Source organism: Streptomyces endocoffeicus (assembly GCF_016741935.1).
In the GTDB taxonomy this organism is placed as follows: domain Bacteria; phylum Actinomycetota; class Actinomycetes; order Streptomycetales; family Streptomycetaceae; genus Streptomyces; species Streptomyces endocoffeicus.
Genome location: NZ_JAERRG010000010.1, coordinates 113,724 through 136,648, shown reverse-complemented (window position 1 = coordinate 136,648; position 22,925 = coordinate 113,724). Strand labels below are relative to the sequence as shown.

Annotated in this window: 19 protein-coding genes and 1 tRNA gene; 10 read left to right on the top strand and 10 right to left on the bottom strand. The window is 69.8% G+C overall.

The features are described 5' to 3' along the window. Positions 1 to 369 precede the first annotated feature (369 nt). From JK364_RS24960 to polA, 7 genes are all read right to left on the bottom strand, one after another. On the bottom strand, positions 370 to 747 hold the full coding sequence (locus JK364_RS24960; RefSeq protein ID WP_201853426.1) for a hypothetical protein: 378 nt from the start codon (positions 745 to 747) through the stop codon (positions 370 to 372). Then, complete coding sequence (locus JK364_RS24955) at positions 744 to 962, bottom strand: hypothetical protein (RefSeq protein WP_230992441.1); 219 nt, start codon at positions 960 to 962, stop codon at positions 744 to 746. Before JK364_RS24955 ends, JK364_RS24960 begins: the two co-directional genes overlap by 4 nt. 163 nt (positions 963 to 1,125) lie before the next feature. Continuing rightward, positions 1,126 to 1,746, bottom strand: a complete 621-nt coding sequence (locus tag JK364_RS24950; RefSeq protein ID WP_230992440.1) for a hypothetical protein — start codon at positions 1,744 to 1,746, stop codon at positions 1,126 to 1,128. A gap of 2 nt (positions 1,747 to 1,748) precedes the next feature. Next, complete coding sequence (pgfA, locus tag JK364_RS24945; protein WP_201853424.1) at positions 1,749 to 2,750, bottom strand: cell envelope lipid trafficking protein PgfA; 1,002 nt, start codon at positions 2,748 to 2,750, stop codon at positions 1,749 to 1,751. 16 nt (positions 2,751 to 2,766) lie between these two features. Next, a complete protein-coding gene (locus JK364_RS24940) occupies positions 2,767 to 2,901 on the bottom strand; it encodes an SPW_0924 family protein (protein ID WP_201853423.1) in 135 nt (44 codons plus the stop codon). Positions 2,902 to 3,072: 171 nt separating this feature from the next. Continuing rightward, entirely contained in the window at positions 3,073 to 4,869 is a 1,797-nt protein-coding gene (locus tag JK364_RS24935) for a lytic transglycosylase domain-containing protein (protein WP_201853422.1), read from the bottom strand. A 113-nt stretch (positions 4,870 to 4,982) separates the two neighbouring features. Next, entirely contained in the window at positions 4,983 to 7,721 is a 2,739-nt protein-coding gene (polA, locus tag JK364_RS24930; RefSeq protein ID WP_201853421.1) for a DNA polymerase I, read from the bottom strand. Between the two features lie 173 nt (positions 7,722 to 7,894). Here polA and JK364_RS24925 point away from each other — a divergent pair, with 173 nt between their 5' ends. The 8 genes from JK364_RS24925 (at position 7,895) to JK364_RS24890 (ending at position 17,586) form a co-directional block, all read left to right on the top strand. Beyond that, positions 7,895 to 10,201 (top strand): FdhF/YdeP family oxidoreductase, encoded by a 2,307-nt coding sequence (locus JK364_RS24925; RefSeq protein WP_201853420.1) that lies wholly within the window; start codon positions 7,895 to 7,897, stop codon positions 10,199 to 10,201. An 81-nt stretch (positions 10,202 to 10,282) separates the two neighbouring features. Then, positions 10,283 to 10,798 carry a hotdog fold thioesterase gene (locus tag JK364_RS24920; RefSeq protein ID WP_201853419.1) on the top strand — a complete coding sequence of 172 codons (516 nt, stop codon included), beginning with the start codon at positions 10,283 to 10,285 and terminating at the stop codon, positions 10,796 to 10,798. Between the two features lie 77 nt (positions 10,799 to 10,875). Continuing rightward, positions 10,876 to 11,394: a hypothetical protein gene (locus tag JK364_RS24915; protein WP_201853418.1), complete on the top strand. Its 519-nt coding sequence runs from the start codon at positions 10,876 to 10,878 to the stop codon at positions 11,392 to 11,394. A 531-nt stretch (positions 11,395 to 11,925) separates the two neighbouring features. Further along, positions 11,926 to 13,158: a branched-chain amino acid ABC transporter substrate-binding protein gene (locus JK364_RS24910; protein ID WP_201853417.1), complete on the top strand. Its 1,233-nt coding sequence runs from the start codon at positions 11,926 to 11,928 to the stop codon at positions 13,156 to 13,158. Positions 13,159 to 13,259: 101 nt separating this feature from the next. Then, positions 13,260 to 14,192 carry a branched-chain amino acid ABC transporter permease gene (locus JK364_RS24905; RefSeq protein ID WP_037948794.1) on the top strand — a complete coding sequence of 311 codons (933 nt, stop codon included), beginning with the start codon at positions 13,260 to 13,262 and terminating at the stop codon, positions 14,190 to 14,192. A 12-nt stretch (positions 14,193 to 14,204) separates the two neighbouring features. Then, positions 14,205 to 15,959, top strand: a complete 1,755-nt coding sequence (locus JK364_RS24900; RefSeq protein ID WP_201853416.1) for a branched-chain amino acid ABC transporter permease — start codon at positions 14,205 to 14,207, stop codon at positions 15,957 to 15,959. Beyond that, the gene (locus tag JK364_RS57090; protein ID WP_086880995.1) at positions 15,956 to 16,873 is read left to right on the top strand and encodes an ABC transporter ATP-binding protein; all 918 of its coding nucleotides are present in this window, start codon (positions 15,956 to 15,958) and stop codon (positions 16,871 to 16,873) included. Before JK364_RS24900 ends, JK364_RS57090 begins: the two co-directional genes overlap by 4 nt. After that, positions 16,870 to 17,586, top strand: a complete 717-nt coding sequence (locus JK364_RS24890) for an ABC transporter ATP-binding protein (protein WP_201853415.1) — start codon at positions 16,870 to 16,872, stop codon at positions 17,584 to 17,586. The genes JK364_RS57090 and JK364_RS24890 overlap by 4 nt, the downstream gene beginning before the upstream one ends. 55 nt (positions 17,587 to 17,641) lie before the next feature. On the opposite strand, the gene JK364_RS24885 is transcribed toward JK364_RS24890, so the two are convergent. Then, positions 17,642 to 18,283: an ANTAR domain-containing response regulator gene (locus JK364_RS24885; protein WP_201853414.1), complete on the bottom strand. Its 642-nt coding sequence runs from the start codon at positions 18,281 to 18,283 to the stop codon at positions 17,642 to 17,644. A 97-nt stretch (positions 18,284 to 18,380) separates the two neighbouring features. Between JK364_RS24885 and JK364_RS24880 the strand changes: the two genes are divergently transcribed. Next, positions 18,381 to 18,455: transfer RNA gene (locus JK364_RS24880), tRNA-Leu, on the top strand. Between the two features lie 128 nt (positions 18,456 to 18,583). On the opposite strand, the gene pyk is transcribed toward JK364_RS24880, so the two are convergent. Together pyk and JK364_RS24870 are read right to left on the bottom strand one after the other, a co-directional pair. Continuing rightward, positions 18,584 to 20,014 carry a pyruvate kinase gene (gene pyk / locus JK364_RS24875; RefSeq protein ID WP_201853413.1) on the bottom strand — a complete coding sequence of 477 codons (1,431 nt, stop codon included), beginning with the start codon at positions 20,012 to 20,014 and terminating at the stop codon, positions 18,584 to 18,586. 157 nt (positions 20,015 to 20,171) lie between these two features. Beyond that, positions 20,172 to 20,966, bottom strand: coding sequence for an SIMPL domain-containing protein (locus JK364_RS24870; RefSeq protein ID WP_201853412.1), 795 nt, complete (start codon positions 20,964 to 20,966; stop codon positions 20,172 to 20,174). A gap of 105 nt (positions 20,967 to 21,071) precedes the next feature. On the opposite strand from JK364_RS24870, the gene JK364_RS24865 reads away from it, so the two are divergent. Continuing rightward, entirely contained in the window at positions 21,072 to 22,868 is a 1,797-nt protein-coding gene (locus JK364_RS24865) for a bifunctional metallophosphatase/5'-nucleotidase (RefSeq protein ID WP_201853411.1), read from the top strand. Positions 22,869 to 22,925: the final 57 nt, after the last annotated feature.

Here is a 22,925-nt window from a genome sequence, read left to right as displayed (position 1 = left end):
TGCATCCGCGGCCGCGTCGTGGCCGGTCCCACGCGGCGGAGCCGCATATCGACACAGCCCCGCGCCCCTTCGGGGCGCACCCGAACCGCACCGGACTTCAGCGAGGCCGCTCAGCGCTCAGTGGGCAGCGGGGCGCGGTGGGCCACGCGGGGCAGTGGGACGGCGGGACGCGGAAGGACCCGTGGGGCGCTGAGGCACGCGGCCAAGTGGGCCGCGCCGCGCAGGGGGTGCGCCGCGCAGGGGGCCGGGGACGCCGTAGGGGGCCGGGGACGCCGTAGGACCCGCGCGGGAGTGGGCCGCGGACACAGTGGGCGCGGGACGCGGTAGGAAACCCGGGGCGCAGCGCGCCGCACGGCGCGCCCGTCGGGGTCAGTCGGCCCAGGCGCGTAGGCGGCGGGCGGTTTCGCCGAGGCGGAAGCCGCTGATCTCCCGTATGTCGCGGACCAGTTCGACCATGGCGCCCGGCGGGGGCGCGATCGGCTCTCCGGACTCCTCTATGTACATCTGCGCGCAGGCCGCGCCGATCGTGGCGTTGTAGTCGGAGAACGGCTCGAGGATCAGTGAGGTGTGCAGAAAGGTCGCGGCGCGGGCGGCGGCCTCCTCGTAGTAGGGCTCGCCCGCGAACCGCTCGTAGCGGTGGCGCTCGGTCATGCAGTGCAGCGCACCCCAGTCCCGGACCGGGGTGTTCACCGGGGAGACCTCGACCTGGACGTTCAGCACCCAACCGGCGTCGACGTACAGGATCACCGCATGCCGTGCGGGAACTCCCGCTCGAACTCGGCCTTGTAGGCCAGAGCGAACTTCACGGCGCCCTCGACGAAGCGCTGCTTCTGACGCCGCCGCACCACGTCCTCGGTCAGTATGTCGTGCGCCAGCCGCTTGATCGCGACGCCCTTCTCCCTCGCCTCGGCACGCAGCTCGGCCAGCTCCTGCTCGGTGAAATCAATCGTGATGCCAGGCATGGGCGGCATGCTAGCCACGCCCGCATCCTGATCACTACCGGCTTGGCCACCACGAGCGAATCGCGAGGACGGAGGTTGACGCGACGGCCGCGCCGCTCAGCACTCCAGCCCGCTCAGCACTCCAGCCTGCTCAGCACTCAGCCCGCTCACCGCTCGCGTCCGCTCAGCACTCCAGTCTCAGGGCGAACTGCTCCCCCGTCGGGAACGGCTCGTCCACGGGGTGCGGCCCGACCCATATGAGCGCCTGTTCGAAGGTCATGTACGAGCCGTTGTCGACGCACTGGCCGACCACCACCGCATTGCCGCCGCAGCGCCATGCCGCGTAGTTCCACGGGTGGTCGCCCTTCTCGTCCCGCACCACGGTCTCCGGCTCGCCCAGGCGCCCGCTGAAAGCGTCCACGGCGGCGCGCCACCGGCCGTCGAAGCCGGAGCGGTCGGCCTCGCGGTCGAAGACCCAGCCGGGGTCGCCGGAGTGGTACTCGGCGAGCCAGTCGACATTGCCGGTGAGCCCGTCGGCCTGCAGCTCCGCGTCGAAGTCGTCCGGCTCGTAGTAGTAACAGAACGGGATCATGCATTCGGTGTCCGCGTCGTCGGGCCCGCCGAACCACTCCGGGAGGACATAGTGCCCGGTGTTGGTGGCGTACGAGGACGTGCGGGAGCCGTCGGGCACCCAGCCGAAGCGCTTCGCGGCGTCCGCCGTGGCGCCCGGGGTCCATTCCAGGCGCGCCAAGTCGGCGATGTGGCCGATGAGTTCGGGACCGGGGACGCAGCTGTTCACTGGCATGGTCATACGCTACGGCCCGCCACTGACAACGCGGCCGGCGCCGCCGGGGCGGACGGCGGGCGCGCGGCGCGACCGCGCGCCTCCAGCAGCAGCGCGAGCGCGAGCAGGGCCAGCCCCAGGATCAGGAAGCCCCACGGCAGATAGGCCGTGAGCAGCAGGACCAGCTGGCGCTGGGACTTGACCATGTCCACCGTGTGCCGGATGTAGTCCTCGCGCATCTTCACATGGCCGGAGAAGACGGTCACCCGGTCGCGGTCGCCCAGCAGTGTGCCGCCGCGCAGCTCCTCCTTGTGGATCTCCTGCCCGTTGACCGGGGCGCCGGTGGTGGGCTCGACCCAGAACATCCGCTTGGTGCTGTACCAGCGGGAAGTGCCGGCCTTGCGGACGGTCTCGGGGGTGACGCCGTTGACCGGCATCGTCTTGGGCAGCGGCACCTTGGTCCAGGGGATGGTCTGCTCGAAGTAGTAGACCTCCAGGCCGCGGAAGTTCCGGGTGCCCTTGTAGTGGATGGGGGCGGAGGTGCGGGTCTGGGCGTCGAAGTAGCGGTAGTCGCGCTTCTCGGTGAGGAACGGCCACTTGTATTCGATGCCGTCGCGGCGCACCGCGTCCCCGTCGACATGTTCGCCGCCCGCGTGCACCGGGTCCTGGGAGTGGGCGTCGAAGACATAGCGCTCGGGGATCTTGGAGACCATCTTGCCGTCGGGCCCGGCCACATACGACAGGGTGTCCCAGACGACGACATCGCGCCCGGTCGCCTTCTCCACCTTCTTCGCGGCGGGCACATTGCCGCGCAGGGTCTGCACGATGCTGACCTTGGGGACGGTGCGGGGCTTCATCGTGCCGTAGTCGAGCAGGGTTGCCGGACTGGCCTCCATCACCGCCGTCTGGTACTCACTGGGCGGGATCTTGGCCAGCCGGGGATAGGCGTACCAGCGCAGCAGCGGCGCGAGGGCGGCGAAGAAGACGGCGAAGGCCAGCAGCACCAGGCTTGCTCTGCGGCGCATGGCGGATGTCCCTCCCTCAGGGGTGCTTGGGGACGGTGGTGAGCAGGGGTTCCGGGGAGGTCTCACCGCTGGGGGCGCCGATGGCCGTCACCGTGAGAACGATGGCGAGGGCGGCGACGAGTCCGATCGCGGCGGTGGCGAGGGCACGCATACGGGGCCTCCTCGTGGTCGGTACGAGGCGCTGCCTGACGCTTCGTCAGGGATGGGGCACCGTAGCAACGGGGGGCGCAGATGAGAACACGAAGGCGTGAAAGCGTCACACCGCCCCCGGGCCCGGTGGGGGCTCAGGGGCGGTGCGGCGAACTGTGTGAGGGGCGCTTGTCTACGAGGCGGGGGCCTGGGTGACCGTCAGCTCGATGTCCAGGACGGCGCCGCCCTCGGCGGTGAGGCGGAGCAGGAAGGTGCCCGCCTGGTCATCGGTGAGGATCTTCGGCAGCGTGAGCCGGCCGAGGTCGTCGGTCTTCAGGGCGGCCAGGGTGCGCACCGGCTTGCCCTTGTCGTCCAGGAAGTAGGGCCCCTTGTCGCTGGGCTTCGGGTCCTTGGCCGAGGTGATCATGGTGGCGGTCACCGGGACATCCGCCATGACCTTGCCCTTTTTGGTGGCCTTGACGGTCAGCTCGTCGGCGAAGGAGGCGCCGGTCCGGGCCGTGAGCTTCTTGTCGCCGATCCGGGCCAGCGCGTCGGCCTGCGGCACGGGCCGGGCCTTGACGGTGGCGGTGAACTCGACCGGGGCGGCCTCCCGCCCCACGGCGGTGGCGCGCACGGTGAAGGTGCCGGTCTTCTCGCCCGCGAGCAGCTTCGGCGCGGTGGCGGTGCCATCGGCGGCGGTCAGCACGGTGGCGGACTTGACCAGGCCGAGGAAGCGCGCGTCGGTGTCGCCGAGGATCTCGTACCGCACCCGGGCACCGGCCACCGGCTTGCCCGCGGTGTCCACGGCCTTGACGCGCGGCGACCGGTCGAACCCGGTGCCCGCGGTGGTGGACAGTTCCTTCGCGCCGACGGTGGTGAGCTTGCTGGTGCCGCTCGGGGTGGACGGCGGAGTGGTGGGGGGCTTCGGGGTCGGGCTCCCGGTGCCGGGGGTGCCAGGGTTGCCCGGGGTGCCGGGGGTACCACCGGTCGGCGGGGTGGACGGCGGAGTGGTGGTGTCGGGGTTGTCGTTGGGCTTGGGCAGGGTGTGGGCCGGGTTCTCCTTGCCGTTCCCGGGGTCCTCGCCCTTGCCGCCGCCCTTCCCCGGATTCCTGCCCGAGTCCTTGCCCTTGTCGCCCGAGCCGGAGCCGGAGTCGTTCCCCGAGGGGATCCCACCGGTGCCGTCGGGGACCTCATGGGTGCCGCGCTTGTAGTACTCGAACCACGACAGGACGGTGTTCAGATACTCCCGCGAGTGGTTGTAGCCGAGGATCGCGCGGTCCAGGTCGGCCTTGACGGACAGGTCGCGGCCGTCCGCACAGAGGTAGCTGCCCGCGGCGAGGGCGGCGTCGAAGACGTTGTTGGGGTCCTTCTCGCCGTCACCATTGCCGTCCCGGCCCCAGCTGGCCCAGGTGGACGGGATGAACTGCATGGGGCCGACCGCCCGGTCATGCTGACTGTCGCCATCGTAGGCACCGCCGTCGGTGTCCTTGATCAGGGCGAAGCCGTCGCCGTTGAGCACCGGGCCGAGGATGGGCGAGACGGTGGTGCCGTCGGCGCCCACATTGCCGCCGCCGGCCTGACCGGACTCGACCTTGCCGATCGCGGCCAGCAGCTCCCAGGGCAGATTGCAGCCGGGGTTGGACTCCCTCAGGGTCGCTTCCGCCTTCTTGTAGGCGGCGAGGACGCTCGCGGGTATGCCCGCCTCGGGCTTGGTGCTGCTGCCCCCGGGGAGCCCGGGCAGATCGATCGAGGAGCCCGGTTTGTCGGGAGTGACCAGGGGTGGCAGATCGGTGTGGTACGAGGAACCACCGTCTATGGGGGTGTCATCCGGCGCCGGCGCCTCCCCCGCCCGCTGCTCCCGGTTCCGGTCGCCATGGTCGGAATTGGCGAAACCCGGCGCCTGGGACGCGGTGAGGGCGGCCATCGCGGCCGCCGCCACCGCTGTCGTGGCCGCCCCCTTGCGCAGTCGTCGGCCGATAAGCGGTGCCATCCGTGTGTCCCTCCCGTCGAACACGATGCGCTCCCCCAGCGCGTCAACTCTGGTGACACTACGACAACTTATGGCCCGCAGCTACCGGTGCAAACACCCCATCGGGCGAACTCTCAGTGAGCCGCGGACTCCCAGTCCGCACCGGATCCTACCGATACGCCCAGCGGAGCGCTCAGCTGGAAGGCGCCCGCCATCTCCCGGCGCACCAGTTCCTCGACCCGCTCCCGCTCACCGGGCGCGATCTCCAGCACGATTTCGTCGTGGACCTGCAGCAGCATCCGCGACGAGAGTTTCTCCTTCGTCAACGCCGCGTCCACCTTGAGCATCGCGATCTTCACGATGTCGGCGGCGGTGCCCTGGATCGGGGCGTTGAGCGCCATCCGCTCGGCCATCTCGCGGCGCTGGCGGTTGTCGCTGGTGAGGTCCGGCAGATAGCGGCGGCGGCCGAGCATGGTCTCCGTATAGCCGGTGGCGCGCGCCTCCTCGACGACCCGCTGGAGATAGTCGCGCACCCCGCCGAACCGCTCGAAGAAGTTCTCCATCAGCTTGCGGGCCTCGTCGGGGGTGATGCCCAGCTGCTGGGAGAGGCCGAACGCCGAGAGGCCGTACGCCAGCCCGTAGGACATGGCCTTGATCTTGCGGCGCATCTCCGGGTCGACCGCCGACTTGTCGACGGAGAAGACCTGGGAGGCGACCGTGGTGTGCAGGTCCTCACCGGAGGTGAACGCCTCGATCAGGCCCTCGTCCTCGGAGAGATGGGCCATCACGCGCAGCTCGATCTGGCTGTAGTCGGCGGTCATCAGCGACTCGAAGCCGTCGCCGACGACGAAGCCGCGCCGGATCGCCCGGCCCTCGTCCGTGCGCACCGGGATGTTCTGCAGATTGGGGTCGGTGGAGGAGAGCCGGCCGGTGGCCGCCACGGTCTGGTTGAAGGTGGTGTGGATGCGCCCGCCGGGGGCGATCGTCTTGATCAGGCCCTCGACGGTGGAGCGCAGCCGCGCCTGCTCACGGTGGCGCAGCATGATCACCGGGAGCTCGTGGTCGGTCTGCGCGGCCAGCCAGGCCAGCGCGTCGGCGTCCGTGGTGTACCCGGTCTTGGTCTTCTTGGTCTTGGGCAGGCCCAGCTCGCCGAAGAGCACCTCCTGGAGCTGCTTGGGCGAGCCGAGGTTGAACTCATGGCCCACCGCGTCGTGGGCCTCCTTCACGGCGTGCTGCACGGCGGCCGCGAACTGCTGCTCCATGCGCTCCAGCCAGCCGCGGTCGGCGGCGATGCCCCACCGCTCCATCCGGGCCAGCAGCTCGGAGACGGGCAGCTCCATGTCGTGCAGCAGCCCGTCCGCGCCCACGTCCTTGAGCCGGCCGCCGAAGGCCTCACCCAGGTCCAGGATGGTCCGCGCCTTGATCATCAGGGCGTCCCGCTCGGCCTCTTCATCGGCGCCGAAGGCCAGCTGTCCGCTGTCCGCGGCCGCCGCCGGGGACAGCTCACGGCCCAGGTACTCCACCGACAGGGCGTCCAGCTCGAAGGAGCGGCGGCCGGGCTTGACCAGATAGGCGGCGAGGGCGGTGTCCATGGAGACGCCCGCGACGGACCAGCCGTGCTCGGCGAAGACCCGCATGATCCCCTTGGCGTTGTGCAGCACCTTGGGGCGGTCCGGGTCCGCGATCCACTCGGCGAACGCCCGCTCGTCGGCCTCGTCCAGCTGCGAGGGGTCGAAGCAGGCGGCGGGGCCGGAGCCGGTGGCCAGCGCGACCTCGCTGACGCTGCCGCTGCCCAGCGCCCAGGTGTCGACGGTGGCCAGGCCCAGCGGGGTGTCGCGGTGGCTCTCCAGCCAGGGGGCGACCTCGCCCGCGCCCAGCGCCACTCCGTCGACCGCGACACCCGGCTCGGCGGCCGCGGGCTCGTCCGCCGCCGCGCCCGGGTCGACGGCCATGATCCGGTCGCGGAAGTTCTGGTGGCGGAACTCCAGCGCGTCCAGGATCACCCCGAGCGCCTCCCGGTCGTACGGGGCGCGCTCGAGCCCCTCGGGGCCGGCGGTGAGCTCCACGTCCCGCACCAGCTCGGTCAGCCGGCGGTTGAGCTTCACGGACTCCAGGTGGTCACGGAGCTTCTCGCCGACCTTCCCCTTGACCTCCTCGACTCGCTCCACCAGTTCCTTGAAGGAGCCGAACTGGTTGATCCACTTCGCCGCGGTCTTCTCGCCGACGCCCGGGATGCCGGGGAGGTTGTCCGACGGGTCGCCGCGCAGGGCCGCGAAGTCGGGGTACTGGCTCGGGGTGAGGCCGTACTTCTCCTGCACCTTCTCGGGGGTGAACCGGGTCAGCTCGGAGACGCCCTTGGTGGGGTAGAGCACCGTGACATGGTCGGTGACCAGCTGGAAGGAGTCCCGGTCGCCGGTGACGATCAGGACGTCGAAGCCCTGCTCCTCGGCCTGGGTGGCGAGGGTGGCGATCACATCGTCGGCCTCGAAGCCGTCCACCGCGAAGCGCGTGATCTTCATGGCGTCGAGCAGCTCGCCGATCAGCTCGACCTGGCCCTTGAACTCGTCGGGGGACTTGGAGCGGTTCGCCTTGTACTCGGTGAACTGCTCGGAGCGCCAGGTCTTGCGCGAGACGTCGAACGCCACGGCGAGGTGCGTGGGCCGCTCATCACGGAGCGTGTTCGCCAGCATCGAGGTGAAGCCGTAGATCGCGTTGGTCGTCTGGCCGGTGGTCGTGTTGAAGTTCTCCGCCGGCAGCGCGAAGAACGCCCGGTATGCCAGGGAGTGCCCGTCCAGCAGGAGCAGGCGGGGACGGTCATCCCCCGTGCGGTCGGGCGCGGGCGCCGCGGTCTTCTTCGATGCTTTCTCTGCCACGCCCCCGATCCTGCCACGCCCCACCGACAATGCCTCCCGCCCCGGCCACCGGACCGGGCCCGGCCACCGACCGCCGGACCGGGCCGCCGCCCCGGCTGTCGGTGGCCCGTGACAGGATCGGACCCACAGCCCCACACACAGGTCCCGCAACGCTCGAGCCCAAGGGGAGCGACATGGCAGCCAAGCCGCCCGCAGGCGATCCGATCCAGGACGCGCCCGAGGTCACAGCCCCACAACATGCCGCCGCCGGGCTGCCGGCCGTAGGGCATTCGCTGCGCATCGCCCACCAGCAGATGGGCGTGCGCCGCACCGCGCTCACCCTGCTGCGCGTCAACCAGAAGGACGGCTTCGACTGCCCCGGCTGTGCCTGGCCCGAGCCGGACAAGCGCCATGCGGCCGAGTTCTGTGAGAACGGCGCGAAGGCCGTCGCCGAGGAGGCCACCCTCCGCCGGGTGACGCCCGACTTCTTCGCCGCCCACCCGGTGGCCGACCTCGCCACCCGCAGCGGCTACTGGCTCGGTCAGCAGGGCCGGCTGACCCAGCCGATGTACCTGCCCGAGGGCGCCGAGCGGTACGAGCCGGTGACCTGGGACCGGGCGTTCGACATCATCGCCGACGAGCTGACCGCGCTCGGCTCCCCCGACGAGGCGGTCTTCTACACCTCGGGCCGCACCAGCAACGAGGCGGCCTTCCTCTACCAGCTCTTCGCCCGCGAGTTCGGCACCAACAACCTGCCCGACTGCTCCAACATGTGCCATGAGTCCTCCGGCTCGGCGCTCACCGAGACCCTCGGCGTCGGTAAGGGCAGCGTGCTGCTGGAGGACCTCTACAAGGCCGACCTGATCGTCGTGGCCGGGCAGAACCCGGGCACCAACCACCCGCGCATGCTCTCCGCCCTGGAGAAGGCCAAGGCCAACGGCGCGAAGATCATCTCCATCAACCCGCTGCCCGAGGCCGGTCTCGAGCGGTTCAAGAACCCGCAGAACGCCCGCGGTATCGCGGGGGGCGGCACCGCGCTCACCGATCTCTTCCTGCAGATCCGGATCGGCGGCGACCAGGCCCTCTTCCGGCTCCTCAACAAGCTCATCCTGGAAGCGTCCGACAGCGCCTCCGGCGCGGGGGAGGGAGCCACCGACGAGGAGTTCATCGGTGAGCACACCCACGGGTTCGAGGAGTTCGCGAAGGCCGCCCGCGACGCCGACTGGGACGAGACGCTGCGCGCCACCGGTCTCGACCGCGCCGACATCGACCGCGCGCTGCGCATGGTCCTCGACTCGAAGCGCACCATCGTGTGCTGGGCGATGGGCCTGACCCAGCACAAGCACTCGGTGCCCACCATCCGTGAGGTCGTCAACTTCCTGCTGCTGCGCGGGAACGTCGGCCGCCCCGGCGCCGGGGTCTGCCCGGTGCGCGGCCACAGCAATGTGCAGGGCGACCGCACCATGGGCATCTTCGAGCGCCCCGCCCCGGCCTTCCTGGACGCCCTGGAGCGCGAGTTCGGCTTCGCCCCGCCCCGCGAGCACGGCTTCGACGTCGTCCGGGCCATCCGTGCCCTGCGCGACGGCCAGGCGAAGGTCTTCTTCGCCATGGGCGGCAACTTCGTGGCGGCCTCCCCCGACACCGAGGTCACCGAGTCCGCGATGCGCACCGCCCGGCTGACCGTCCATGTCTCCACCAAGCTCAACCGCTCCCATGTGGTCACCGGCGCGCGGGCGCTGATCCTGCCCACCCTCGGCCGCACCGAGCGCGATCTCCAGGGCGGCGGCCCGCAGTTCGTCACCGTCGAGGACTCCATGGGCATGGTGCACGCCTCCCGCGGGCGCCTGGAGCCCGCGAGCTCCCATCTGCTCTCCGAGCCGGCCATCGTCTGCCGGCTGGCCCGCCGGGTGCTCGGCCCCGAGAGCCACACCCCCTGGGAGGAGTTCGAGAAGGACTACGCACGCGTCCGCGACCGCATCGCGGCCGTCATCCCCGGCTTCGAGGACTTCAACGACCGGGTGAGCGACCCCTCCGGTTTCGCCCTGCCGCACGCCCCGCGGGACAGCCGCAGCTTCCCCACCGCCACCGGTAAGGCCAACTTCACGGCGGCCCCCGTCGAGTACCCCGAGGCGCCCGAGGGCCGGCTGCTGCTGCAGACCCTGCGCTCCCACGACCAGTACAACACCACCATCTACGGTCTGGACGACCGCTACCGCGGCATCAAGAACGGCCGCCGGGTGGTGCTGGTGCACCCCGAGGACGCCCGGGAGCTCGGGCTGGCCGACGGCGCTTACGTCGACCTGGTCGGCGAGTGGAAGGACGGCACCGAGCGGCGTGCTACCGGCTTCCGCGTGATCCACTACCCGACCGCGCGCGGCTGCGCCGCCTCGTACTACCCGGAGACCAACGTCCTGGTCCCGCTGGACGCCACCGCCGACACCAGCAACACCCCGGCGAGCAAGTCCGTGGTCGTCCGCCTGGAACAGACGACCCCGGCCTAAGCGTTTGCTCAGTTGCCTGGTAAGAAGGTGGCCACCACAAGCAAAGGTGGCCACCACAGCAACCGAACGGAGCCTGTCCCGATGGGCGAGCAGACCAGCGTGAAGTTCCCGCAAGAGGTACTCGACGAGTACGCGGCGCTCGGCGTGGATCTTCCCGCGCTGTTCTCCGCCGGACACCTCGGCACCCGCATGGGCGTGCGGATCGTCGAGGCCTCGGCCGAGCGGGTCGTGGGCACCATGCCGGTGGAGGGCAACACCCAGCCGTACGGGCTGCTGCACGGCGGCGCCTCCGCCGTGCTGGCCGAGACCCTCGGCTCGGTCGGCTCGATGCTCCACGGCGGCAGCGGGCGGATCGCGGTCGGCGTGGACCTCAACTGCACCCACCACCGGGGCGCCCGCTCGGGCCTGGTCACCGGCGTCGCCACCCCCGTCCACCGGGGTCGCTCCACCGCCACCTACGAGATCGTCATCAGCGATGAGCAGGACCGGCGGGTGTGCACCGCCCGCCTCACCTGCCTGCTGCGCGAGGTGGACGACGCCGGGCGGGCCAAGACGGTCGCCGACATCACCGAGGCGAAGGACCGCGCCGAGGCGTGACGCCCGGCGCCATCGCCGGTGACGCCCCGCGCCATCGCCGTTGTCCCTCTGGGAGGCCGGGTCTACCGTGACCCTCCATGGGGGCAACGACCCGGGCGGGCTCCTGGCCCGCCGCCGTCCGTGGATGCGCTCTCGTACTCGCCGTGACGGTGACCGGATGCGGCGGCTCCGGTTCCGGCTCCCACAGCTCCGGCGACTCTCACAGCTCCAGCGGCTCTCACAGCTCCGGCGGCTCCCACAGCTCCAGCGGCTCTCACAGCCCCGGCGACTCCCGTAGCGCCCCGGCGTCCACGCCCGCCCCCCGCGACCCCACACCGCAGGCCACCTCCCCCGTACGGCTGTGCGCCGACCTCATCTCCTACTGGGCCGAGCAGGACCTCGCGGGCAGCCAGTGGGCCGGGCTCGACTGGGAGCAGAAGGGGCTCTCCAACGAGCAGTACGAGATCTACGACGACCTCGTCCAGGCCGCGCGCGCCGAACGGAAGCGGCATGGCACCCCGGCGGCCAAAGCGCTGATCAAGCGGCTGGCCGAGCGCCGCTGCGCGGCCGCGGACGGCGCCACCCACAGCTCCGAGAACTGGCGCCCGCCGACCTGAGCCGCACCGGCCCAACACCGGCCCGACACCGACGCGACACCGACGCGACACCGGCCCGACACCATTCCGGAACCCCCGCCCACCGCCCCGGACAGGCCCCGGGCCGCACCGCCATTCGTAACACTGCGTAACGCTGACGCAATATAAGATCGCATTTTCAGCACCCTCGGCGACCACGAAAACGATCTTCCCGCGCTCATCCGCGCACCCGCTTCCGCGCTTCATCCACAAGCTGAGCGCACTCCTTAGCGGAACTGCACCTTCTCAGGATCCGGACCTAATGATTGGTCCAAATGCGCCCTATTCGTCCCTTCCGTTCCGCTACACGGACATCCCGGGGTGACGCGCGTCATAACAAGACAGTCACATCATCGTCTAGACCTCTGCCCCATGTCGCCCCCCGCGCTTAGAGTCACAGCCAGTCACGGCCCCGTGGGGTGTACGCCGCGCCCACACGGCCATTCCAGGTTCATCCGGCGAGGACACGGCACTCCATCGACCCGGGGTGCCGGGCCAGCGAAAGGATTCCTCGTGCGACACCGTTCCTTGCTCATCATGACGACCGCCATCACCGCGGGCGCTCTCACTCTCAGCGCCTGCGGGTCGCGGGACGACAAAGACAACAGTGGCGGCAAGGACAGCAAGACGACCGTGGTCATCGGTGTCGACGCCCCGCTCACCGGCTCGCTGTCCGCTCTCGGCCAGGGCATCAAGAACTCCGTCGACCTCGCGGCGAAGATAGCCAACAAGAACAACGAGGTGGACGGGGTCACCTTCAAGGTCAAGTCCTTCGACGACCAGGCCGTGCCCTCCTCCGGCAAGGCGAACGCGACCTCGATGGTCGACGACGAGGACATCCTCGGCGCGGTCGGGCCGCTCAACTCGGGCGTCGCCCAGTCCATGCAGGGCGTCTTCGAGAGAGGCGACCTCGCCCAGGTCTCCCCCGCCAACACCAACCCGGCCCTGAGCCAGGGCGACGACTGGGCCTCGGGCAAGAAGTCGCGCCCCTTCAAGACCTACTTCCGCACCGCGACCACCGACATCATCCAGGGCCGCTTCGCCGCGCAGTACTACTACAAGGACGCGAAGAAGCGGAAGGTCTTCGTCGTCGACGACAAGCAGGCGTACGGCAACGGCCTCGCCACCATCTTCGCCCAGGAGTTCCAGCGCCTCGGCGGCAAGGTCGTCGGCCGGGACCACCTGACCGTCAAGGAGACCGACTTCTCCGGCATCTCCAACAAGGTCAAGTCCACCGGCGCCGACTCCGTCTACTTCGGCGGTCAGTACCCCGAGGGCGGGCTGCTGTCCGACCAGGTCAAGCAGGCCGGCGCGCAGGTCCCGATCATGGGCGGCGACGGCATCTACGACCCCGCCTTCATCAAGGCGTCGGGCACCAACAACGACGGTGACCTCGCCACCTCCGTCGGCTACCCGGTCGAGCAGCTCGACTCCGCCAAGACGTTCGTGAAGAACTACGGGGACCAGCACTACAAGGACCCGTACGCGGCCTACGGCGGCTACTCCTACGACGCCGGCTGGGCCATCATCCAGGCCGTCAAGGCCGTGGTCGAGGACAACGACGGCAAGCTCCCGGACGACGCCCGCGCCAAGGTCACCGAGGCGCTCGGCAAGGTCTCCTTCGACGGCGTCACCGGCAAGGTCTCCTTCGACCAGTACGGCGACACCACGAACAAGCAGCTGACCGTCTACAAGGTCACCAAGGGCGCCTGGAAGTCCGTGAAGAGCGAGACCTTCAAGGACTGACCCCGGCAGCGATCCGCACACCCACGAAACGAATCCGCGCGAGGGCGTACCCATCGCCCTCGCGCGGTGTCATATCCGACACGCTCATCGGAGGCCCTGCGGTGCACGAACTGCCGCAAACGCTGGTCAACGGCCTGACCCTTGGCGCCCTCTACGGCTTGATCGCCATCGGGTACACCATGGTCTACGGCATCGTCCAGCTCATCAACTTCGCCCATGGCGAGATCTTCATGATCGGGGGCTTCGGGGCCCTCACCATCTACATCTGGCTGCCCAGCGGCACCGCGCTCTCCCTCGCACTGCCCCTGATGCTGATCGGCGGCATCGTCGCCTCGGTCGCCATCGCCACCGCGGCGGAACGCTTCGCCTACCGGCCCCTGCGCGGCGGCCCCCGGCTCGCCCCCCTGATCACCGCGATCGGTCTGTCCATCGCACTGCAGCAGGCCGTCTGGGCCTTCTACCCCGACGCCAAGAAGCCCCGCAGCTTCCCGCAGTTCGAGGGATCGTCGTTCGAGATCCTCGACAATCTGCACATCCAGCGCGGCGACGCCTTCCTCCTCATCGCCGCCCCGCTGTGCATGCTCGCCCTCGGGCTGTTCGTCTCCAAGAGCCGGGCCGGCCGCGCCATGCAGGCCACCGCGCAGGACCCCGACACCGCCAAGCTCATGGGCATCAACACCGACCGCATCATCGTGATGGCCTTCGCCATCGGCGGTGCGTTCGCCGCCGTCGCCGCCCTCTCCCACGGGCTCAAGTACGGCCAGATCAACTTCGAGATGGGCTTCATCGCCGGTCTCAAGGCGTTCACCGCCGCCGTGCTCGGCGGCATCGGCAACATCTACGGCGCCATGCTCGGCGGCGTCGTCCTGGGCATCGTCGAGGCCCTGGCCATCAAGTACATCCAGGACATCCCCGGGATGGACCAGCTCGGCGGCGGTGCCTGGAAGGACGTATGGGCCTTCACCCTGCTCATCGTCGTCCTGCTGGTCAGGCCACAGGGCCTGCTCGGCGAACGCGTAGCGGACCGGGCGTGAGGGAGTGAACCGATGACCACCGACAAGACCCAGCCCAGCGCCGTGCGCAAGGCCGAGGCCGGCGCACCCGCCCCGCGCACCACCCTGCTCCGGGCCCTCACCGCGGCCGGCGGCGCCGCCGCCGTCGTCTCCACCTTCCTGGCCTGGACCTGGACCGCCGAATTCCCCGGTGATCTGACCGTCTACGGCTACCCCGGCGGACTGCAGCTCCTCACCCTCGTCCTGGGTATCGCCACCGGCGTCTTCGCGCTGGCCGCCCTCGACCTGAAGGGGCTGCGCTGGCTCACCCCCAGCGGCTCCACCCAGGCCCTGCGGATGCTGGCCCTCGGCACCTTCGCCGTCACCTGGTTCACCGTCATCGCGATCGCGGTGGATCTGGACGGCCTGGTCAACCTGGAACCGGGCGGCTGGATCGCCGCCGTGGTGACCGCCGCCCCCGTGGCCACCACCTTCCTGCTCCCGGACGACAGCCGACCGCTGCGCCGTCCCGAGAAGCTGCCCTCCTGGGCCGAGATCCTGATCATCGCGGCGGTCTTCGCCATCGGCCTCTACGTGGTCAACTACGGCATCCAGACCGACGCCGACCACCCCGAGCCGTTCCTCGGCTACCTCATCGCCGTCGGATTCGCGGCCGTCGCCCTGGTCAAGGCCGGGCTCATCAGCCGGATCAGCGAGCTCACCAGCTCCTACCGCTCCGTCACCCTGGTGGCGGCGCTGATCACCGCGATCGTCTTCCCCTTCTTCCAGGACAAGTCCAGCTTCACCGAACTGGGCGTCAACATCGCCATCTTCGCGACCGTCGCCCTCGGCCTGAACATCGTCGTCGGCCTCGCCGGCCTCCTCGACCTCGGGTATGTCGCCTTCCTCGGCGTCGGCGCCTACACCGCCGCCCTGGTCTCCGGATCCACCGCCTCGACCCTCGACGTCAAGTTCCCCTTCTGGGCCGCCGTGATCACCGGCGGCGTGGTCTCCCTGATCTTCGGCGTGATCATCGGCGCCCCCACCCTGCGGCTGCGCGGCGACTATCTCGCCATCGTCACCCTCGGTTTCGGAGAGATCTTCCGTCTCGCCATGCTGAACCTCGATGGCACCTCCGGGCCCTCCGTCACCAACGGCCCCGACGGCATCCCCAACATCCCCCCGCTGGAGATCTTCGGGTTCAACTTCAACGACGACCACAGCGTCGGCGGGCTCACCCTCGACTCCAACGGCAACTACTACCTGCTAATGCTGCTGGTCACCGTCCTCGTGGTGCTGATCTTCAGCCGGGCGGGCAACTCCCGCATCGGCCGCGCCTGGGTCGCCATCCGCGAGGACGAGACCGCCGCCACCGCCATGGGCATCAACGGATTCCGGGTCAAGCTCATCGCCTTCGCGCTCGGCGCCACCCTGGCCGGGGTCGCCGGTGCCGTATGGGCCCACTTCCAGTCCACGGTCGTCCCCGAGCAGTACGTCTTCGCCGGACCCGTCCCGCCCAACTCCACCTTCCTGGTGGCCGCCGTCATCCTCGGCGGCATGGGCACCATCGGCGGCCCGCTGCTCGGCGCCACCCTGCTCTATCTGATCCCCAAGAAGCTGGAGTTCCTCCAGGACTACCAGCTCCTCGCCTTCGGTATCGCGCTCATCCTGCTGATGCGCTTCCGCCCCGAGGGAATCGTCCCCAACCGGCGGCAGCAGCTCGAGTACCACGAGACCGGCCAGCTCGACGTCCCCGGCGCCACCGGACTCAAGGACAGTGCCGTCGGCGTCACCAAGGCGGAGGCATGACAGCGATGACCACCACCACGACCTCCCCCGTGCTCACCGCCACCGGCGTCACCATGCGCTTCGGCGGGCTCACGGCCGTACAAGCGGTCGACCTCGACGTCCACCCCGGCGAGATCGTCGGCCTCATCGGGCCCAACGGCGCGGGCAAGACCACCTTCTTCAACTGCCTCACCGGTCTCTACGTCCCCACCGAGGGCAGCGTCGCCTACCGGGGCACCGTGCTGCCGCCCAAGCCCCACCTGGTCACCCAGGCGGGCATCGCGCGCACCTTCCAGAACATCCGGCTCTTCGCCAATATGACGGTCCTGGAGAACGTGCTCGTCGGCCGCCACACCCGCACCAAGGAGGGCCTGTGGTCGGCCCTGCTGCGCGGCCCCGGCTTCAAGCGCGCCGAGGCCGCCTCCAAGGCCCGCGCCATGGAACTCCTGGAGTTCACCGGCCTCGCCGACAAGGCCGACCACCTCTCCCGCAACCTCCCCTACGGCGAGCAGCGCAAGCTGGAGATCGCCCGCGCCCTCGCCAGCGACCCCGGACTGCTGCTCCTCGACGAGCCCACCGCCGGAATGAACCCCCAGGAGACCCGCGCCACCGAGGAACTGGTCTTCGCCATCCGGGACCTGGGCACCGCCGTGCTCGTCATCGAGCACGACATGCGCTTCATCTTCAACCTCTGCGACCGGGTCGCCGTGCTCGTCCAGGGCCAGAAGCTCGTCGAGGGCACCTCGGAGGTCGTCCAGAGCGATGAGCGCGTCATCGCCGCCTACCTCGGCACCCCCTTCGAGGGCGCGCCGGGCGCGGAGGAGGCCGCCGAGGTCGAGGCCGCGGAGGCCGGGGCCACGACCGGAGCCACGGGAGGGGCCACGCAGGACGAGGCCCAGCGGGGCACCACAGCACGTACGGAGGACGGACAGTGACCGCACTGCTCGAGGTCGAGGACCTGCGGGTCGCCTACGGCAAGATCGAGGCCGTCAAGGGCATCTCGTTCAGCGTCGAGGCCGGACAGGTCGTCACCCTCATCGGTACCAACGGCGCGGGCAAGACGACCACGCTGCGCACCCTGTCCGGCCTGCTCGAGCCGCTCGGCGGGGAGATCCGCTTCGACGGCAAGCCGCTGCGGGGCGTCCCCGCGCACAAGATCGTCGCCCTGGGGCTGGCCCATTCGCCCGAGGGGCGGCATATCTTCCCGCGGCTGTCGATCGCCGAGAACCTCCAGCTCGGAGCGTTCCTCCGGAAGGACGCGGACGGCATAGCCGCCGACATCCAACACGCCTACGAGCTCTTCCCCATCCTCGGCGAGCGCCGCAACCAGGCGGCGGGCACCCTCTCCGGCGGTGAGCAGCAGATGCTCGCGATGGGGCGGGCGCTGATGTCCCGCCCCAAGCTGCTGATGCTCGACGAGCCCTCGATGGGCCTCTCGCCGATCATGATGCAGAAGATCATGCAGACCATCGCCGAGCTCAAGTCCCAGGGCACGACGATCCTGCTGGTCGAGCAGAACGCCCAGGCGGCGCTGTCGCTGGCCGACCAGGGCCATGTGATGGAGATCGGCAAGATCGTGCTGTCGGGGACGGGCGAGACGCTGCTGCACGACGAGTCGGTGCGGAAGGCGTACCTCGGCGAGGACTGAGAGCCGACGGAAAGGGTCCGCACCGCCGCTCGGGCGGTGCGGACCCTTTCCCCTTCTACTGCTCCTTGTTGGCGGCCTTCTTCTCCGCCGCGTCCTCGATGACGGCCTCGGCCACCTGTTGCATCGACAGCCGGCGGTCCATCGAGGTCTTCTGGATCCAGCGGAAGGCGGCGGGCTCGGTCAGCCCGTACTGGGTCTGGAGGACGCTCTTGGCCCGGTCGACCAGCTTGCGGGTCTCCAGCCGCTGGGAGAGGTCGGCGACCTCCAGTTCCAGGGTCTTCAGCTCGGTGAAGCGGGAGACGGCCATCTCGATGGCCGGGACCACGTCGCTCTTGCTGAACGGCTTCACGAGATACGCCATCGCCCCGGCGTCCCGGGCCCGTTCGACCAGTTCGCGCTGGGAGAAGGCGGTCAGCATCAGAACGGGGGCGATGCGGTCGGCCGCGATCCGCTCGGCGGCGGAGATGCCGTCGAGGATCGGCATCTTCACATCGAGGATGACGAGGTCGGGGTGGTGCTCCTGGGCGAGCGCGACAGCCGTCTCCCCATCGCCCGCCTCGCCGACGACGGAGTACCCCTCCTCCTCGAGCATCTCCTTCAGGTCGAGGCGGATGAGGGCCTCGTCCTCGGCGATGACGACGCGGGTTGTCTGCGGTGGGACGTGCGACTGCGCGTCGGGGGCGTCAGCGGTGCTCACTGTGCTCCTCGTTTTCCTGGCAGGTGGGCACCATGAGCCTACCTAGCTGCGGTAAGGTGGACGCGCAGCGGGTCATTGGTGACCTTCGAAACTGCAAGCCCCGGTAGCCCAATTGGCAGCAGGCAATGGATTCAAAACCCATACAGTGTCGGTTCGAGTCCGACCCGGGGCACTTTTCCTTCGATTCCAAGGTCACATTGGAATCGGTCTTCTTCACTCGATGAAGTGAACGCTTCGGCGAAATACCACGTCGGGCCGAAGTACTGAACCAGTACTTCGGCCCCAAGGAGCGAGGCTCGGTTACCTCAGGTCGTCCGCGCCGATGTGGTGGACGCGGACCAGATTGGTGGAGCCGGAGACACCGGGCGGGGAACCGGCGGTGATGATGACCAGGTCGCCCTTCTTGCAGCGGCCGAGGCGCAGCAGTTCCTCGTCCACCTGGGCCACCATCTCGTCCGTGGAATCGACCATCGGACCGAGGAAGGTCTCCACGCCCCAGGTCAGATTGAGCTGGGAGCGGGTGCCCGGCTCCGGGGTGAAGGCCAGCAGCGGGATCGGGGAGCGGTAGCGGGAGAGGCGGCGCACGGTGTCGCCGGACTGGGTGAAGGCGACGAGGAACTTCGCGCCGAGGAAGTCGCCCATCTCGGCCGCCGCGCGGGCCACCGCGCCGCCCTGGGTGCGGGGCTTGCTGCGCTCGGTGAGCGGGGGCAGGCCCTTGGCGAGGATGTCCTCCTCGGCGGCGGCCACGATGCGGCCCATCGTCTTGACCGTGACGATCGGGTACTTGCCGACGCTGGTCTCGCCCGAGAGCATCACCGCGTCCGTGCCGTCGATCACCGCGTTGGCGACGTCGGACGCCTCGGCCCGGGTGGGGCGGGAGTTCTCGATCATCGAGTCGAGCATCTGGGTGGCGACGATCACCGGCTTGGCGTTCCGCTTGGCCAGCTTGATCGCGCGCTTCTGGACGATCGGCACCTGCTCCAGCGGCATCTCCACGCCGAGGTCGCCGCGGGCGACCATGATGCCGTCGAAGGCGTCGACGATCCCCTCGAGGTTCTCCACCGCCTGCGGCTTCTCGATCTTCGCGATGACCGGGAGCCTGCGGTCCTCCTCGTCCATCACCCGGTGGACGTCCACGACGTCGTCGCCGTTGCGGACGAAGGAGAGGGCGATGACATCGGCGCCGATGCGCAGGGCCCAGCGCAGGTCCTCGATGTCCTTCTTGGACAGCGCGGGGACGGAGACGGCCACACCGGGGAGGTTGAGCCCCTTGTGGTCGGAGATCATGCCGCCCTCGATGGCGATGGTGTGCACCCGGGGGCCGTCGATGTCGACGACCTCGAGGGTGACCCGGCCGTCGTCGACGAGGATCCGCTCACCCTTGCTGACGTCGCCGGCCAGCCCCTCGTAGGTGGTACCGCAGCGGAACCGGTCGCCCTCGATGGGTTCGACGGTGATGATGAACTCATCCCCGCGTTCAAGGAGTACGGGCCCCTCACGGAAACGGCCGAGCCGAATCTTCGGACCTTGAAGGTCGGCGAGGATGCCGACGCTGCGACCGGTTTCCAGCGAGGCTTTGCGCACTCGCCGATAACGCTCCTCGTGCTCGGCATAGGTGCCGTGGCTGAGGTTGAAGCGGGCCACGTCCATTCCGGCCTCGATGAGCGCCTTGATCTGCTCGTACGAGTCGGTGGCGGGTCCCAAAGTACAGACGATTTTTGCTCGGCGCATGATGCCGAGCCTATGACTTACTGGCGAGTAAAGAACTGAGAACTTCACACTCCTCCATGGCCTTTGGATGGCAGGTTATTGACAACTAATGAAACGTGCAGTGGGCCGCTCCGATGAGCGTTTCGGAGGGTGGTTCCGGGGCTCCGGAGGAGGCGTTTCACAGCTCGGGCGGGGTCATGGTGAAGCGCGCGTTGACGTGCGCGTACACCGTCTGGCGCTGCGGTTCGAGGTCGAGCGCGGCCACGGCGTCCCGGTCGCCGGGGCCGCCGTAGCCGGACCGGGCGCGCGGGGCGGCGACGGCCACGGGCTGGAACGGTCCCTCCTCCGCCTCCAGGTCGGCCAGCTCGATGAGCGCGACCAGCCGGGCGTCGAGCGCCCCCGCGTACTCGCGGGCCCGCCGCACCGCCGCGCGCACCGCCCGCTGCCGGGCCCGGCCGTAGGCGGGTGAGTCGGGGCGCAGCCCCCACCAGGGGCCGTCGACCCGGGTGAGCTCGAGGTCGGCGAGGCGGGTGGTGAGCTCGCCCAGGGCGGTGAAGTCGGTGAGGGTCGCGGTCAGGTGCACCCGGCCGTGATAGGCCCGTACGCGCTCATGGCGGCTCTTGGGGTTGATCTCGGGGGCGACCGAGAAGGCGCCGGTCTCCAGCTTCTCGACCGCCTCGCCGTAGGACTTCACCAGCTCCAGGACCTGGTTGTTGCGGCGGGTGAGGTCCTCCAGCGCGGCGCGCCGGTCGGCGCCGCGGGCGCTGACGGTGATGGTGAGCCGGGCGATCTCGGGGTCGACCTCCAGGGTCGCCTCGCCGCGGACGGCGACGCGCGGGATCTCGGGGGTGCCGTACGGCACGGGGGCGGCGGGCTGCGGCGGCGGGCCGGGCTGAGCGGGCTGCGGCGGCGGGCCGGCCTGGGCGGGCTGCGGCGGCGGGCTGGGCCGGCCGGGCTGGGGCGGCTGATTCATGGCGGCTCCCGGTCAGGTGCGCGAGGGCTGGTGCGAAGCGGTGCGGTTGGGCCAGAATCTACGCGCGTTGTGCCCAATTCGCAGGTATCTCAGGGGAGATCAGCCATGCCGCTCAACCGTCGGAAGTTCCTCGGCCGCACCGCGGCGAGCGGTGCGGGGGCCGCCCTCGCCTCCGCCGCGGCCGCCGTCCCGGCCGAGGCGCGGGGCCACGAGCGGCCCCGGCGGCGGTACGCCTTCACCGTGATGGGCACGACCGATCTGCACGGCAACGTCTTCAACTGGGACTACTTCACCGACGCCGAGTTCGACGACACGGCGCACAACGATGTGGGCCTGGCGAAGATCTCCACGCTGGTCGACGAGGTCCGCAAGGAGAAGGGGCGCCGCAATACGCTGCTGATCGACGCGGGCGACACCATCCAGGGCACCCAGCTGTCGTACTACTACGCCCGGGTGGACCCGATCACCGGGGAAGGCGGCCCGGTGCACCCCATGGCGCAGGCCATGAACGCGATCGGCTATGACGCGGCGGCGCTGGGCAACCATGAGTTCAACTACGGCATCCCGGTGCTGCGGAAGTTCGAGGAGCAGTGCGACTTCCCGCTGCTGGGGGCGAACGCGCTGGACGCGAAGACGCTGCGGCCCGCCTTCCCGCCGCACCTGATGACGCGGCTGCGCACCCCGTGCGGACGGGATGTGAAGGTGGCGGTGCTGGGGCTGACCAACCCGGGCATCGCGATCTGGGACAAGGTCAATGTGCAGGGGAAGATGACCTTCCCCGGCCTGGAGGAGCAGGCCGCGAAGTGGGTGCCGCGGCTGCGGTCGATGGGCGCGGACGTGGTGATCGTCTCGGCGCATTCGGGGACCAGCGGCACCTCCAGCTACGGCGACCAGGTGCCGTATGTGGAGAACGCGGCGGCGCTGGTGGCCGAGAAGGTGGCGGGGATCGACGCGATCCTGGTGGGCCACGCGCATGTGGAGATCCCCGAGTCACGGGTGGTCAACAAGGAGACGGGGCGGGAGGTCGTGCTCTCCGAGCCGCTCAAGTGGGGTCAGCGGCTCACCCTCTTCGACTTCGAGCTGGAGTGGGAGCGGGGCCGCTGGCGGGTGACGTCGGTGTCGGCGAAGGTGCTGAACTCCAACACGGCCGGGGAGGACCCGCGGATCGTGCGGCTGCTCGACGCCGAGCACAAGAAGGTCGTCGGGTATGTGAACCAGGTCATCGGCACCTGCTCGGCGGCGATGACGGCCGCCGAGGCGCCGTACAAGGACGCGCCGATCGTCGACTTCATCAACCATGTGCAGACGGAGACGGTGAAGGCGGCGCTGGCGGGGACGGAGTACGCGGAGCTGCCGGTGCTCTCTCAGGCGTCCTGCTTCTCCCGTACGGCGGCGATCCCGGCCGGGGAGGTCACGATCCGGCAGGTGGCGGGGCTGTACCCGTTCGAGAACACCCTGGAGGCGCGGGTGCTGACGGGCGCCCAGCTCAAGGACTACTTGGAGTTCTCGGCGCGCTACTACGTCCAGACCCCGGCAGGCGGCGATGTGGACCCCGCGAAGCTGACGAACGCCTCGGACATCCCGGACTACAACTACGACGCGGTCGGCGGCCTCACCTACGAGATCGACATCGCGAAGGCGCCGGGTTCGCGCATCGCGAAGCTCGGCTTCGACGGCGAGCCGGTCGACGAGAAGGCGCGGTTCGTACTGGCGGTCAACAACTACCGGGCGAGCGGGGGCGGCAACTTCCCGCATGTGGCCTCCGCGAAGCAGGTGTGGGCCAATTCGGAGGAGATCCGGAACACGATCATCGCCTGGGTGCAGGCGAAGGGGACGATCGATGTGTCGCGGTTCGGGTCGGTGGACTGGAAGCTGACGCGGGACGGCGTTCCGGTGTTCTAGTTCGCTTCTTGAAGGACGAGGCGTGCCCCGTTGCAGGACGAGGCGTGCCCCGCCGGC